15 protein-coding genes are annotated in these 12,976 nt (G+C 70.2%); 10 read left to right on the top strand and 5 right to left on the bottom strand.

Going from position 1 to position 12,976, the window contains the following annotated elements; translation table 11 throughout:
- Positions 1–29: 29 nt before the first annotated feature.
- The 3 genes from LQ757_RS15990 (at position 30) to LQ757_RS15980 (ending at position 3,244) form a co-directional block, all read left to right on the top strand.
- Positions 30–1,130, top strand: coding sequence for an aldo/keto reductase (locus LQ757_RS15990; protein ID WP_231048268.1), 1,101 nt, complete (start codon positions 30–32; stop codon positions 1,128–1,130).
- A gap of 92 nt (positions 1,131–1,222) precedes the next feature.
- The gene (locus LQ757_RS15985) at positions 1,223–2,608 is read left to right on the top strand and encodes a M16 family metallopeptidase (RefSeq protein WP_231048267.1); all 1,386 of its coding nucleotides are present in this window, start codon (positions 1,223–1,225) and stop codon (positions 2,606–2,608) included.
- A 33-nt stretch (positions 2,609–2,641) separates the two neighbouring features.
- Positions 2,642–3,244, top strand: coding sequence for a histidine phosphatase family protein (locus LQ757_RS15980; RefSeq protein ID WP_231048266.1), 603 nt, complete (start codon positions 2,642–2,644; stop codon positions 3,242–3,244).
- A 5-nt stretch (positions 3,245–3,249) separates the two neighbouring features.
- Here LQ757_RS15980 and LQ757_RS15975 read toward each other — a convergent pair whose 3' ends face one another.
- The gene (locus LQ757_RS15975; protein ID WP_231048265.1) at positions 3,250–3,729 is read right to left on the bottom strand and encodes a GNAT family N-acetyltransferase; all 480 of its coding nucleotides are present in this window, start codon (positions 3,727–3,729) and stop codon (positions 3,250–3,252) included.
- 77 nt (positions 3,730–3,806) lie between these two features.
- Between LQ757_RS15975 and dapB the strand changes: the two genes are divergently transcribed.
- The gene (gene dapB, locus LQ757_RS15970; RefSeq protein ID WP_308195648.1) at positions 3,807–4,559 is read left to right on the top strand and encodes a 4-hydroxy-tetrahydrodipicolinate reductase; all 753 of its coding nucleotides are present in this window, start codon (positions 3,807–3,809) and stop codon (positions 4,557–4,559) included.
- Positions 4,556–4,996 (top strand): hypothetical protein, encoded by a 441-nt coding sequence (locus LQ757_RS15965; RefSeq protein WP_231048264.1) that lies wholly within the window; start codon positions 4,556–4,558, stop codon positions 4,994–4,996. Before dapB ends, LQ757_RS15965 begins: the two co-directional genes overlap by 4 nt.
- Before the next feature lie 37 nt (positions 4,997–5,033).
- Here the strand turns inward: LQ757_RS15965 and LQ757_RS15960 are convergent, their stop codons facing one another.
- The 4 genes from LQ757_RS15960 to LQ757_RS15945 are packed head-to-tail and all read right to left on the bottom strand — an operon-like array spanning position 5,034 to position 7,335.
- The gene (locus tag LQ757_RS15960; protein ID WP_231048263.1) at positions 5,034–5,939 is read right to left on the bottom strand and encodes a TIGR01777 family oxidoreductase; all 906 of its coding nucleotides are present in this window, start codon (positions 5,937–5,939) and stop codon (positions 5,034–5,036) included.
- Positions 5,940–5,942: 3 nt separating this feature from the next.
- Positions 5,943–6,365, bottom strand: coding sequence for an OsmC family peroxiredoxin (locus tag LQ757_RS15955; RefSeq protein WP_231048262.1), 423 nt, complete (start codon positions 6,363–6,365; stop codon positions 5,943–5,945).
- A gap of 57 nt (positions 6,366–6,422) precedes the next feature.
- Entirely contained in the window at positions 6,423–6,911 is a 489-nt protein-coding gene (locus LQ757_RS15950) for a DUF4395 domain-containing protein (RefSeq protein ID WP_231048261.1), read from the bottom strand.
- Positions 6,892–7,335: a TlpA family protein disulfide reductase gene (locus LQ757_RS15945; protein WP_231048260.1), complete on the bottom strand. Its 444-nt coding sequence runs from the start codon at positions 7,333–7,335 to the stop codon at positions 6,892–6,894. Before LQ757_RS15945 ends, LQ757_RS15950 begins: the two co-directional genes overlap by 20 nt.
- 103 nt (positions 7,336–7,438) lie before the next feature.
- On the opposite strand from LQ757_RS15945, the gene LQ757_RS15940 reads away from it, so the two are divergent.
- From LQ757_RS15940 to LQ757_RS15920, 5 genes are all read left to right on the top strand, one after another.
- Positions 7,439–8,248 carry a thymidylate synthase gene (locus tag LQ757_RS15940; protein WP_231048259.1) on the top strand — a complete coding sequence of 270 codons (810 nt, stop codon included), beginning with the start codon at positions 7,439–7,441 and terminating at the stop codon, positions 8,246–8,248.
- On the top strand, positions 8,245–8,799 hold the full coding sequence (locus LQ757_RS15935; RefSeq protein WP_308195647.1) for a dihydrofolate reductase: 555 nt from the start codon (positions 8,245–8,247) through the stop codon (positions 8,797–8,799). Before LQ757_RS15940 ends, LQ757_RS15935 begins: the two co-directional genes overlap by 4 nt.
- A gap of 262 nt (positions 8,800–9,061) precedes the next feature.
- Positions 9,062–9,901: an endonuclease domain-containing protein gene (locus tag LQ757_RS15930; protein ID WP_231048258.1), complete on the top strand. Its 840-nt coding sequence runs from the start codon at positions 9,062–9,064 to the stop codon at positions 9,899–9,901.
- A 189-nt stretch (positions 9,902–10,090) separates the two neighbouring features.
- Positions 10,091–11,065, top strand: a complete 975-nt coding sequence (gene dapA, locus LQ757_RS15925) for a 4-hydroxy-tetrahydrodipicolinate synthase (protein WP_308195646.1) — start codon at positions 10,091–10,093, stop codon at positions 11,063–11,065.
- A gap of 110 nt (positions 11,066–11,175) precedes the next feature.
- Positions 11,176–12,852, top strand: coding sequence for a ribonuclease J (locus LQ757_RS15920; RefSeq protein ID WP_231048257.1), 1,677 nt, complete (start codon positions 11,176–11,178; stop codon positions 12,850–12,852).
- The last annotated feature ends 124 nt before the right edge of the window (positions 12,853–12,976 follow it).

Below are 12,976 nucleotides of genomic sequence, written 5' to 3'. Positions count from 1 at the left end.
ATATCCAAATCCTGGGGAGGAGGAGCAGAGTGGCTCGACGACACAGCATGCAGGGGCATGCGGCGAGCGTTGCGGGGGCGACGTACACGCAACGAGGGCGCGCGACGACGCCGGGCCCACTCGACGACGAAGTCGAGATCGACGCGGCCGACACCGCCGAACACCGCATCGAGACGATCACGTCGAACCCGCTTTCCGGTCCGATCACGGTGCCGCAGCGCGTCACGATCGGCGACACCGGCCTCTCAGGGCACCCTCTCGCGCTCGGCGGCTCGACCTTCGGCTGGACCGTCGACGCCGAAGCGGCGTTCGCCGTGCTCGACCGGTACGCCGGCACCGGCGGTGCGATCCTCGACACCGCAGACAGCTTCGCCGCGGGGCGCAGCGAGTCCATCATCGGGCAGTGGATGGCTTCGCGCGGCACTCGCGACCGCATGGTCGTCTCGACGAGGGTCGGCCGCCACCCCGAGCACCGCGCGCTCGGCGCCGTCGACCTGGTCTCCGCCGTGGACGACTCGCTGCGCCGTCTCGGCATCGATCGCATCGACCTGTTGTGCTTCCACGACGACGACGTCGAGGTTCCCCTCGAAGAACGCCTCGGCGCGGTCGACGCGCTCATCGCCGCCGGCAAGGTGCGCGCCATCGGCGCCTCCGACTTCTCACCCGAACGGCTCATCGAGGCACGCGTGCTCGCCGCGAACGGACTGCCTCGCTTCGAAGCGCTCACGACGAGGTACAACCTCCTCGATCGGCGACCGTTCGAGGGTGCCCCCGAACTCGTCGCGCACGCGCAAGGGCTCTCGGTACTGCCGTACTTCGCGCTCGCGAACGGGTTCCTCGCCGGCGGCGTGCGCCGCCGCTCCGACGCCAGGCACGACGCCCGCGGGGCCCGGCAGGCCGCACACCTCGGTCGACGCGGTCACCGCGTGCTCGCCGCGCTCGACGCCGTCGCATTCGCCCACGGCGTGCAGCCCGCCACGATCGCCCTCGCCTGGCTGCTCGCGAAGCCCACGGTGGCGGCACCCGTCGTGAGCGCGACGCGGCCCGAGCAGGTCGAGGCGCTCATGGCCGCTGCCGATGTCGAGCTGCAGCGCTCCGAACTCGTCGAGCTCGACCGCGCCTCCGCCTGACGCCCCGATGAACGACTCGCCGTGCGGCGGGGCGCCGCGCCGATCGGGGGCGAACCTCGCCCGCACCGGGCGGGTGGCATAGGCTGGGCGGGATGAACGGCGCCGTCGACCTCCCACTCGGCCTGTCCGAGCTCTCGTTCGAGGCCACCGGCGGAGCCCGGGTACGGCGAAGCATCCTCCCCTCGGGCGTGCGCGTGCTGAGCGAGCAGGTGCCGGGCAGCCGGAGCGCCACGATCGGGTTCTGGGTCGCGGTCGGCTCGAGAGACGAGCAGGGGGCCGACGCCGCCCACCCCGCGAGCTACGGGTCCACGCACTTCCTCGAGCACCTGCTGTTCAAGGGCACCACGAGCCGGACGGCCCTCGACATCGCGATCTCGTTCGACTCCGTCGGCGGCGAGCACAACGCGCTCACCGCCAAGGAGTACACCTGCTACTACGCCAAGGTGCAGGATCGCGACCTGCCGATGGCCGTGGCCGTGCTCGCCGACATGTTCACCTCGTCGCTCCTCGACCCCGACGAGTTCGAGAACGAGCGCGGGGTCATCCTCGAAGAGCTCTCGATGGCCGGCGACGACCCCGCCGATGTCGCGAACGAACGGTTCTTCGAGGCCGTTCTCGGCGAGCACCCCCTCGGCCGGCCCATCGGCGGCAACCCCGACACCATCCGCGCGGCGACCCGTTCCGCTGTGGCCGAGCACTACCGCGCCAACTACCGCCCGCAAGACCTCGTCGTGAGCATCGCCGGTGCGGTCGACCACGACGCGCTCATCGTCGAGCTCGAGCGCGCGCTCGGCACGGCCGGGTGGGACCTCTCGGTCGGCGCGGCCCCCGTCGAGCGCCGGTCGGCGCTCGCGGCGAACCTCGCGGCGGGGCATCCGCTCACCGTCGTCGAACGGCCCACCGAGCAGGTGAACCTGCTGCTCGGCGTGCCGGGTCTCGTGGCGACCGACGACCGCCGCTCGACGATGAGCATGCTCAACGCGATCTTCGGCTCGGGCATGTCGTCACGGCTGTTCCAGCAGGTCCGCGAGCGCCGCGGCCTCGCCTACGCCGTGTACTCGTTCGCGCCCGCCTACTCCGATGCGGGACTCTTCGGCATGTACGCGGGATGCGCGCCGGCGAAGGCGGGCACGGTCGCCGAGCTCATGCGCGACGAACTCGAGCGGCTCGCGAGCGACGGCGTCACCGCCGACGAACTGCGCCGCGCGGCAGGTCAGCTCGCGGGCGCGTCGGCGCTCGCCCTCGAAGACTCCGACACCCGCATGTCACGGCTCGGCCGTGCCGAACTGACCCTCGGCGAATTCGCCGATCTCGATGAGGCCCTGCGGCGCATCGCACTCGTCACGGTCGACGACGTGCAGGCGCTCGCGGCCGACCTCGTCGCCCGTCCGTTCTCGCTCGTCGCCGTCGGGGCGACCGACGAGGCGGCCCTCACCCGCGCGGTCGACCGCATCGCGCCGAGCATCGACGTCGCGTGAGCGACCCGACACGAGTACAGGAATCGAATCCCAGTGGCCCACCATCTCTACCTCGTCCGACACGGCGAGCAGATCGACGCCGAGCACGGCATGCCCGACGGGCCGCTCTCGCCGCGCGGCCGCCGGCAGGCCGAGCTCCTCGCGGAGCGGCTCGGCGGCATCCCGTTCGACCACGCCTGGCACTCGCCGTTGCAGCGCGCCGCCGAGACGGCCGAGATCATCGCCGCGAAGATGCCGGCACTGAACCCCGAGCCGTCGGCGCTGTTGTTCGACTGCATCCCGTCGGGTCCGGCACCCGAGACGCCGAAGGTGTACGACCCGTTCTTCGGCTCCGTCACCGATGAGGAGATCGAGGCCGGCAGCGCGCAGATGGCCGATGCCGTCGACGAGTTCCTGCGCTCGCACCGCGAAGACCGGCACGAGCTGCTCATCACCCACAACTTCGTGATCGCGTGGTTCGTGCGCGAGGTGCTCGGCGCGCCCGACTGGCGTTGGGTCTCGATCAACCAGGCCAACTGCGGCCTCACCGTGCTCACGCAGAAACCGGGGCGACCCTGGAGCCTCGTCGTGCACAACGACCTCGCGCACCTGCCGCCCGAGCTGCGCACCGGCCTGCCCGAGCCCTTCGCGATCTGACGGCGCTACACGCGCTTGCCGTACCAGTTCGTCGCGTTCGGGTTGTCGTTGTAAGGCTCGATCGGCGCATACCCCGCCGACCGGTAGAGCCCGCCGGCGGCCTCGAGGCTCGCGTTCGTGTCGAGCACGAGTTCCTGCGCGCCCAACCCGACCGCACGACGCTCGAGCTCGTCGAGCAGGCGACGCCCGCCGCCCTGCCCCCGGGCCTCGGGGGCGAGCCACAGGTGCTTCACCTCGAACCGCGCTTCGAGCGCCTCGGGGCGCTGCGGGATGCGCCGCACACCGCCGCACCCGACCGGCTCGCCGTCATCGTTCTCGACCACGAGGAACACGCCTGCAGGGGGAGTGAACTGCTCGGCTCTCGGCGACGTCGGGCGGTAACGACCCTGTTCGACCGGAAAGCCGGCTGCGCGCTCGGCGAAGTACGCGTCGAGCAGCGCGTGGGCATCGGGATCGGTCACGTCGGCCGGGCGGAAACGCAGCATGCGATCAGACTACGACGGCGTCGCGAGCCCGCTCGGCGACATCCGAACGGTCGGATGCCCCTTGCTAGGGTGAAGGCGTGACGAAACGGGTCGCCGTGGCCGGGGCCACCGGCAAGATGGGGCAGTTGGCACTTCGACTCATCGACGAGTCCGACGACCTCGAACTGCACGCCGCGCTCGACTCGCGGTCGAGTCTCGACGAGATGCTCGGTGCCGATGTCGCCTTCGACGTCACCCACCCCGGCGCGAGTGCGGCCATCGTCGAGTTCGCCGCCGGTGCGGGCATCCCCATCGTGGTCGGCACGTCGGGCTGGTCGAGCGATCGCATCGCCGAGATCGTGCAGTTCGTGCGCGGTCACGACGACGCCGGCGCGGTGGTCTTCGTGCCGAACTTCTCGATCGGCAGCGTGCTCGCGTCGTCGTTCGCCGCGCTCGCCGCCCCGTACTTCGACTCGATCGAGATCGTCGAGGCCCACCACGCCGGCAAGGTCGACTCGCCGTCGGGCACCGCCGTGCGCACCGCCGAGCTCATCGGCGAAGGTCGCGGCGCCGCCGGGCCGGTCGCCGCGCCGCACGCCGACCAGCGCGCACGCGGGCAGCTCGTGTCGGGCATCCCCGTGCACAGCCTGCGTATGTCGGGAGTGCTCGCCGAGCAGCGCGTCATCCTCGGCGGCGACGGCGAGACACTCACCTTCACGCACTCGACACTGTCGCCGAGTTCGTACGAGGCCGGCATCCTGCTCGCCCTGCGACGCGCGACCGAGGTATCGGGCGTCACCGTCGGCCTCGACGCGCTGCTCGATCTCGGGCTGCCGGGCACCGCTCGATGAGCACGAAGACCGGCGCGCTCATCATGGCGGCGCTGCTCGTCGTCTACGTGGTGCTCGTGGGCTGGCGTGCGGTGCAGTTCATGGGCACGGGGGAGCCGATCGCGATCGCGATCGGCATCGCACTCATCGTGCTGCCGATCGTCGCAGGGTGGGCGCTCTGGCGGGAGCTCGCATTCGGTATCCGCTCGCAGGCGCTCGTGAAACGGCTCGAGCAAGAGGGCGGGCTCGACCTCGGGTTGCCGTTGCGGCCCAGCGGCCGACCTGAGCGGGCCGCGGCCGACGCCGCCTTCGACGGGTTCCGGGCCGAGACCGAGGCCGCACCCGACTCGTGGCGGGCATGGCTGCGGCTCGGCCTGGCATACGACGCGGCCGGTGATCGTCGACGCGCACGGCAGGCTGTGAGACGCGCCATCGAACTCGATCGCGCGCAGCGCTGAGTCGTCTCGCGCCGGGGCGGCGGCGCCGATCGCAGCGCTATCGACCGAGCATCGCGTCGAGCGCCGTCTCGACGGTCGCATGCTCGAAGCGATAGCCGTCGTCGATGAGGCGCTGGGGCCGCACCTTCTGACTCGAGAGCAGCAGCTCCTCGGCAGCCTGACCGAGCACGAGCCCGAGCAGCTTCTCTGAAACGCTGAAGACGTGGGGCCGGCGCATGCGCTCGGCCATCGCCGTCATGACACGGTCGGCGGTCGCGGGTGTGGGGCCCGCGAGATTGACCGGTCCCGACACGTCGGAGTCGAGCAGGTGAGCGATCGCACCGACCTCGTCGGCGAGGGCGATCCACGGCCAGTGCTGCCCGCCCGTGCCCAGCCGAGCCGACACACCGAGCCTCGTGAACGCGGCAACTCGCTTCAGGCTCCCGCCGTGGCTGTGGCCATGGCCGTGGCCGACGACGATGCCGCTGCGCACAGTCACCGTGCGGGTCTCGTCGGGCGCGAGACGTGCGGCCGCCTCCCACTTCTCGACGACCCCCGCGAGGAACCCGGTGCCGGCGCTGGAGTACTCGGTGATCAGCTCGCCCGGACGGTCGCCGTAGTACCCGACCGCCGACGCGCTGATGAAGGTCGAGGGAGGCCGCCGCGCCTTGCGCATCGCGTCGGCGAGCGTGCGCGTCGTGCTGACGCGCGAGTCGAGGATCTCGCGGCGGTAACCCTTGGTCCAGGGAATGCGCGCGAGTGATGCGCCGGCGAGATTCACGACCGCGTCGACTCGGTCCATCAGGGTGAAGTCGATGATGCCCGCGGCCGGCGACCACGACGCCTCATCGGGCGACAGCGCGCGTCGCCGCACGAGTCGCACGACATCGTGTCCGCCGGCGGTGAGGTGGTCGACCAGCTCGGCGCCGATGAATCCGGATGCCCCGGCGACGAGCACTCTCATCGGTCAGGCGAGTTCGGCTTCGATCGTGATCGGGATCGCGAGGGCCTTCGAGATGGGGCAGTTGTCCTTCGCGTCGTCGGCGAACGCCTCGAACTCCGCTTCGGTGATTCCGGGGACGCGCGCGCTCACGAGCAGGTGGCTGCCGAGCACGCCCTTGCCCGCCTCGAACGTCACCGCGGCAGTGGTCTGGATGCTCTCGGCCGGATTGCCCGCCTGTGCGAGCGCGAGTGAGAGCGCCATCGAGAAGCACGACGAGTGCGCCGCGGCGAGCAGCTCCTCGGGGTTCGTCATGTTCGCAACGCCCTCGGAGCGACCCTCCCAGGTCACCTGGAAGGTGGCGAGCCCCGACGAGTCGAGGTTGACATCGCCGGACCCTTCGAAGAGCGTGCCCCTCCAGATGGTGGTCGATTCACTCGTGAGCGCCATGGGATCCTCCACTTCGAGACGGGCTCCCAGCCTAGCCGGGGGCGGATGTCCCGGGCGTCAGGTGGCGGAGATGACTCGCGCACGCACCAGCAGCAGGTACATCCAGCAGCCGAGGCAGAAGCCGAAGGCCGCATTGAGGAACGCGGCGAAGAACGCGATGCCCGCGGCGATCGGCACGGCCGACGGCACGCCGAGCACGCCGAGCAGGACGCCAGCGAGGCCCACTGCGAAGCCGACGCCCTGGGCGAAGGTCGGCGGGCGCGGGTCCTCGAGTTCGGCCGGCGGCGCGAGCCGTGGACGCACGAGCTTCGCGAAGAGGAGGCCGTAGGGGTGCCGTCGGATGCCCGCGAACGCGCCCCACGCGAAGAGCGCGGTGGCGGCGACGAGCAGCCAGAACGCCGCGGCCCACGCGCCGGCGACGCCGAGTACGACGGTGACGAGCAGGAGGACGGCGGTGATGCCCGCGCCGAAGCGGGGACCGCGCGGGTCGATCCCGGGCGCTCCCGTGCCGGCGCCGACCTGCTGCTCAGTGCTGGGTTCCGACATGATGCCTCCCGAGGATCTCATCGAGTTCGGCGCGCACCGCGTGCGCGTGCGGAGCTCCGCTGAACCGGGCTCGCACGATGCCGTCGGCGTCGAGGAGCAGGGTCGTCGGCGTCTGCGTGACATCGAACCTGCGTGCGAGGTCGGCGCGCCGGGTCAGGTCGATCTCGACGTGCCGGGTCCCGTGCGCGTCGCCCGCGATCGAGTGGAGCAGCCGCGCCGTCGCGGGGCACTTGGCGCAGAACTCCGTCGAGAACTGCACGATGGTCGCCGCGTCGCCGAAGGTGACGGGACCGAGCTCGGCGGAGCGCACGCGTTCACCCGATCCGGCATGCGCGCGGCCCTGGCGCGACTGCCAGAGCAACCCCGTCGCCGTCGCCGCCGCGACGAGCACGGCGCCGACCGCGAGCGCTGCCAGCCAGTCCATGGATCAGAGCGTAGGCTCGCCGACGGCGGGCGTCGCGAGTGTGACGGACGATGACGGGCGTGGGACATCCGCAGCCCCCCTCGACGGCGTTAGCCTTGATTCGATGTCCGAGACGATTCCCACCCCGTACGAAGACCTGCTGCGCGACGTGCTCGAGCACGGGGCCGTCAAGGGCGATCGCACCGGCACGGGCACGCGCAGCGTGTTCGGGCGGCAGCTGCGGTTCGACCTGTCCGAGGGCTTCCCGCTCATCACGACGAAGCGCGTGCACTTCAGGTCGATCGCCTACGAGTTGCTGTGGTTCCTGCAGGGCTCGTCGAATGTGGGCTGGCTGCGCCAGCACGGCGTCACGATCTGGGACGAGTGGGCCGACGCCTCGGGCGAACTCGGCCCCGTCTACGGCGTGCAGTGGCGTTCCTGGCCGACGCCGTCGGGCGAGGTCATCGACCAGATCGCCGATGTGGTCGAGCAGATCCGCGTGAACCCCGACTCGCGTCGGCTCATCGTCTCGGCGTGGAACCCCGCCGACATCCCCGACATGGCGCTCGCGCCATGCCACGCGCTCTTCCAGTTCTACGTCGCCGACGGCAGGCTCTCGTGCCAGCTGTACCAGCGCAGCGCCGACCTGTTCCTCGGCGTCCCGTTCAACATCGCCTCCTACGCACTGCTCACGCACATGGTCGCGGCGCAGACCGGGCTCGAGGTCGGCGACTTCGTGTGGACGGGCGGCGACTGCCACATCTACGACAACCACGTCGATCAGGTGCGCGAGCAGCTCTCACGCGACCCCTACCCGGCGCCGACCCTGCGGTTCGCCCGCACGCCCGAGTCGATCTTCGACTACGAGTACGACGACTTCGTCGTCGAGGGGTACCAGCACCACCCGGCGATCCGCGCCGCCGTCGCGGTGTGAGCCACGTGAACACCGATGCCTCGCCGCAGTCCGAAGGCGCCGCCGCGCCCCGCATCGGCCTGATCTGGGCCGAAGCGCACGGCGGCGTGATCGGTGCTGGCGGCGCGATGCCCTGGCACGTCCCAGAAGACCTCGCGCATTTCAAGCAGGCGACGCTCGGCAGTCCCGTGGTGATGGGCCGCAAGACCTGGGAGTCGCTGCCGCCGCGGTTCCGCCCGCTGCCCGGGCGTACGAACGTCGTCGTCAGCCGCAACCCCGAGTGGGCGGCCGAGGGCGCCGTGCGCGTGGGCTCGATCGACGACGCACTGGCGCTGGCAGGGTCATCCGACCCCGAATGGATCTGGGTGATCGGCGGGGCCGAGCTCTTCACTCGCGTCATCGACCGAGCTGATCGAATCGAGGTCACCGAACTCGATCTCGCGGTCGACGGCGACACCTTCGCTCCTTCGATCGACCTCAGCTGGCGACTCGCCGGTTCCGATCCCGAGGTCGGGGCGCATGCCTCTCGCAGCGGCATCGGATACCGCTTCCGCACCTACACCCGCGACTGACGCCTCGGACGGAGGCGCCCACTTCGGGCCGCACCTCCTCGCACGCATCCGAAATGTCGGACGAGGTGCGCGACACGCTGTGCACCAGGGCGTCTCGTCGGCGTGTCCTGCGAAGCCTCCGACATTTCGGAGGAATGACCCCGCGATTCCGTCCGCGAACCCAGTGGGCGACTCCTCCTCCCCATCGGAACAACCACGATCGAACGTCCACCGTTGCCGCGGTGCGCGGTCACGACGGGGCGCCGGGTGGCACGGTTGGCGGGTGCATGCCGCCATCCGCAATGCGTTCAACGGGCGATCGATTGCGCGCACGAGCGACCTGCTCGGCGCTGGGGTGGGCCAGCACGACATTCGCATCGCGTCGCGTGGGGCGGCGATCGTGCGCGTGCGGCAGGGCGTGTGGGCGTTGCCGGGTGCACCATCGCCCGTGGTCGTTGCGGCCGCGCACGGCGGCATGCCGGCGTGCGTGTCGGCCGCGCGGATGCTGGGACTCTGGGTGCTCGACGAGAGCGATGCGGTGCATGTGGCGGTCGGCGCGAAGGATCGCGTGCACGTCCATCCGGGCTGCCGATGCCGCACGCATCGCGTCGCGCGATGCGAGCTCGGCCGGCGCACGGGCATCGTGACGATGCTCGTGCAGGTGTATCGCTGCGGCGGGGCCGAGAGCTTCTTCGTGACGCTCGAGTCCGCGCTTCGCCAGCGGCGGCTCACCCCGATCATGCTTGAACGGCTCAGCGCCCGCCTTCCGGCATCGGCACGGTGGATGCTCGGGTTCGCGCGCGAGGACGCTGACAGCGGTCTCGAGTCGCTCTTGCGATTCCGTTTGCGCGAGCACGGCATCGACCTCGTCTCGCAGGTCGTGATCGGTGGGGTCGGCCGGGTCGACTTCGTGCTCGGCGACCGGCTGATCCTCGAGGTCGACGGCAAGCCGAACCACGATGCGCCGCCCAAGCGACACAGGGATCTCGTGCGGGACGCGATCGCCGCCGGCCTCGGGTACTCGACGCTCAGGTTCGATTACGCCCTGATCGTGCACGATTGGCCGACCGTCCTGGCGGCTGTTCTGACGACGATCGACCGAGGCGTGCACCTGAATCGCTGAACCTGCGTGGGCGGCCTCCGGAATGTCGGATGTCCCGTCGGCCACGCCGGAGCGCCTGGCACACCGCGCGGCGTGTCGCCGAGGCATCCGACATTCCGGAGCAGCGCGGTCTGCGCGGTTGACGCGGCCCGCGCGGTCGCCGACGGTGTGGGCCACGCGGAGCGGGAGGCAACCGATACGCTGGTGGGCGTGACTCAAGAGAACCCCTTCGGACAAGTGCTCGTCGCGCTCGTCACGCCGATGACGGCTGACGGCGAGGTCGATTGGCCGGGGGTCGAGAAGCACATCGACGACGTCATCACGGCGGGTGCCGACGGCATCGTCGTCACCGGCACCACGGGTGAGACCTCGACCCTGACCGACCCCGAGAAGATCCGACTGGTCGAGGTCGGCAAAGACGTCGCCGCAGGCCGCGCGAAGATCATCACCGGTGGCGGCTCGAACGAGACGGCACACGCGATCGAGCTCTACAAGCACTCCGAACAGGTCGGTGCCGACGGCATCATGATCGTGACGCCGTATTACAACAAGCCGACGCAGGCGGGCATCCTCACGCATTTCCGGCTCGTCGCCGACGCGACCGACCTGCCCGTCATCCTCTACGACATCCCGGGTCGCACGGGCGTGCCGATCAAGTACGAGACGATCCTGCGCCTCGCGAAGCACCCGAACATCCTGGCGATCAAGGACGCGAAGGGCGACTTCTCCGAGGTCAGCCGGGTGCTCAACCAGACCGACCTCATGTACTTCTCGGGCGACGACGCGAACGTGCTCCCGCACCTGTCGATCGGGGCCACGGGCCTCATCGGCGTCACGGCGAACATCGCCCCGGCCCCGTACCGCACGATCGTCGACGCCGTGAACCGCGGCGACCTCGCGACCGCGACCGCCGAGCACCAGCGGCTCGAACCGCTCGTGCGCGCCGTGATGACGCATGTCCCGGGCACGGTCGCGGCGAAGTACATCCTTCACGGCCTCGGCCGCATCTCCAGCCCGCGCGTGCGACTGCCGCTCGTCGGCCCCGAGGAGTGGGAGGCGGCGCTCATCGAAGACGAGATCGACCTCGTGCAGGGCATCCCCGGGGTCGACTTCCATCGGTTCCGCCCGGACCGCAACGCCGCCGCCGGCGGCGCCCTGCCGAAGGTCGCCGGCACCACACGCTGAGCTCGAGCGGCCGACGGCCTGGCGGCCGCCCGCGACAGCGAAGACCACGAGACATCCGCGACGCCCGGTCGTCGCACCGAACTGAACACCGCGAACAGAAGGAGGACTTCATGTCCGACGTCGTCATCGACCCTGCCCCGATCGAGGCCGGAACCCTGCGCATCATCCCCATCGGCGGCCTTGGCGAAGTGGGCCGCAACATGACGAGCTTCGAGATCGACGGCAAGATCCTCATCGTCGACTGCGGCGTGCTGTTCCCCGAGGAGCACCAGCCCGGCGTCGACCTGATCCTGCCCGACTTCGGATTCTTGCGCGACCGGCTCGACGACATCGTCGGAGTGGTCCTGACACACGGGCACGAGGACCACATCGGCTCGGTGCCGTACCTCCTGAAGCTTCGCGGCGACATCCCGCTGATCGGTTCGCAGCTCACGCTCGCTCTCGTCGAGGCGAAGCTGAAGGAGCACCGCATCCAGCCCTACAGCCTCACGGTGAAAGAGGGCCAGCATGAGCGGCTCGGCCCCTTCGGCCTGGAGTTCGTGGCCGTCAACCACTCGATCCCCGACGCACTCGCCGTGGCCATCAAGACCGACGCGGGCACGGTGCTCGCCACCGGCGACTTCAAGATGGACCAACTGCCCCTCGACGGACGGCTCACCGACCTGCGCGAGTTCGCGCGTCTCGGCGAGGCGGGCGTCGACCTGTTCATGGTCGATTCGACGAACGCGGATGTCCCGGGCTTCACCCCGCTCGAGAAGGACATCGGCCCCGTGCTCGACCAGGTGATCTCGCGGGCCACGAACAAGGTCGTCGTGGCCAGCTTCTCGAGCCACGTGCATCGCGTGCAGCAGGTGCTCCACGCCGCCCACGCGAACGGGCGGCGAGTCGCCCTGCTCGGCCGCTCGATGGTGCGCAACATGACCATCGCGGCCGATCTCGGCTACCTCCAGGTGCCCGAGGGCGTGCTCGTCGACTACAAGAAGGCGGGCGACATCCCCGACGATCGCATCGTCTACATGTCGACCGGTTCGCAGGGCGAGCCCATGGCGGTGCTGAGCCGCATGGCGAACCGCGACCACCAGATCGAGATCGGCGAGGGCGACACGGTCATCCTCGCGTCGAGCCTGATCCCGGGCAACGAGAACGCCGTGTACCGCGTCATCGACGGGCTCACGAAGCTCGGCGCGAACGTGGTGCACAAGGGCAATGCGAAGGTGCATGTGTCAGGCCACGCGGCGGCAGGTGAGCTGCTCTACTGCTACAACATCCTGAAACCGAAGAACGTGCTGCCGATCCACGGCGAATACCGTCATCTCTTCGCCAACGCGAAGCTCGCCCAGGAAACGGGCATCCCCGAGCGCAACACGTTCATCGGCGAGAACGGCACGGTGTACGACCTCCGCGACGGCGAGGTGCGCGTGGTCGGCCAGCTCGACCTCGGATTCGTCTACGTCGACGGCTCCACGGTCGGCGAGATCACCGATGCCGACCTGAAGGATCGCCGCATCCTGGGCGAGGAGGGCTTCATCTCGGTCATCGTCGTGGTCGACGCCTCGACCGGCCGCGTCATCTCCGGCCCCGAGATCCACGCGCGCGGCTTCGCCGAAGACGACGCCGTGTTCGAGGACGTGAAGCCGAAGATCATCGCAGCGCTGGCCGATGCCGCGCACAACGGCGTTCGCGACTCGCACGCGCTCTCGCAACTCGTGCGGCGCACGCTCGGCACGTGGGTGAACCGTCGCCTGCGTCGTCGCCCGATGCTCGTTCCGCTCGTCATCGAGGCGTGAGGCCGAGCCGGGCGCGGGCTACCCCGCGCTCGCTCCGGCGGATGGATCAGGGAAGCCCCCGATTCGTCCCCGATGAGGCTTCCGGAGACTGGTCTCCGGTCTCTATGGTTGAGCGAGCCCGACA

This window comes from Agromyces cavernae, from assembly GCF_021044935.1.
Taxonomy (GTDB): Bacteria; Actinomycetota; Actinomycetes; order Actinomycetales; family Microbacteriaceae; genus Agromyces; species Agromyces cavernae.
This window is presented reverse-complemented; position numbering and strand designations above follow the sequence as displayed.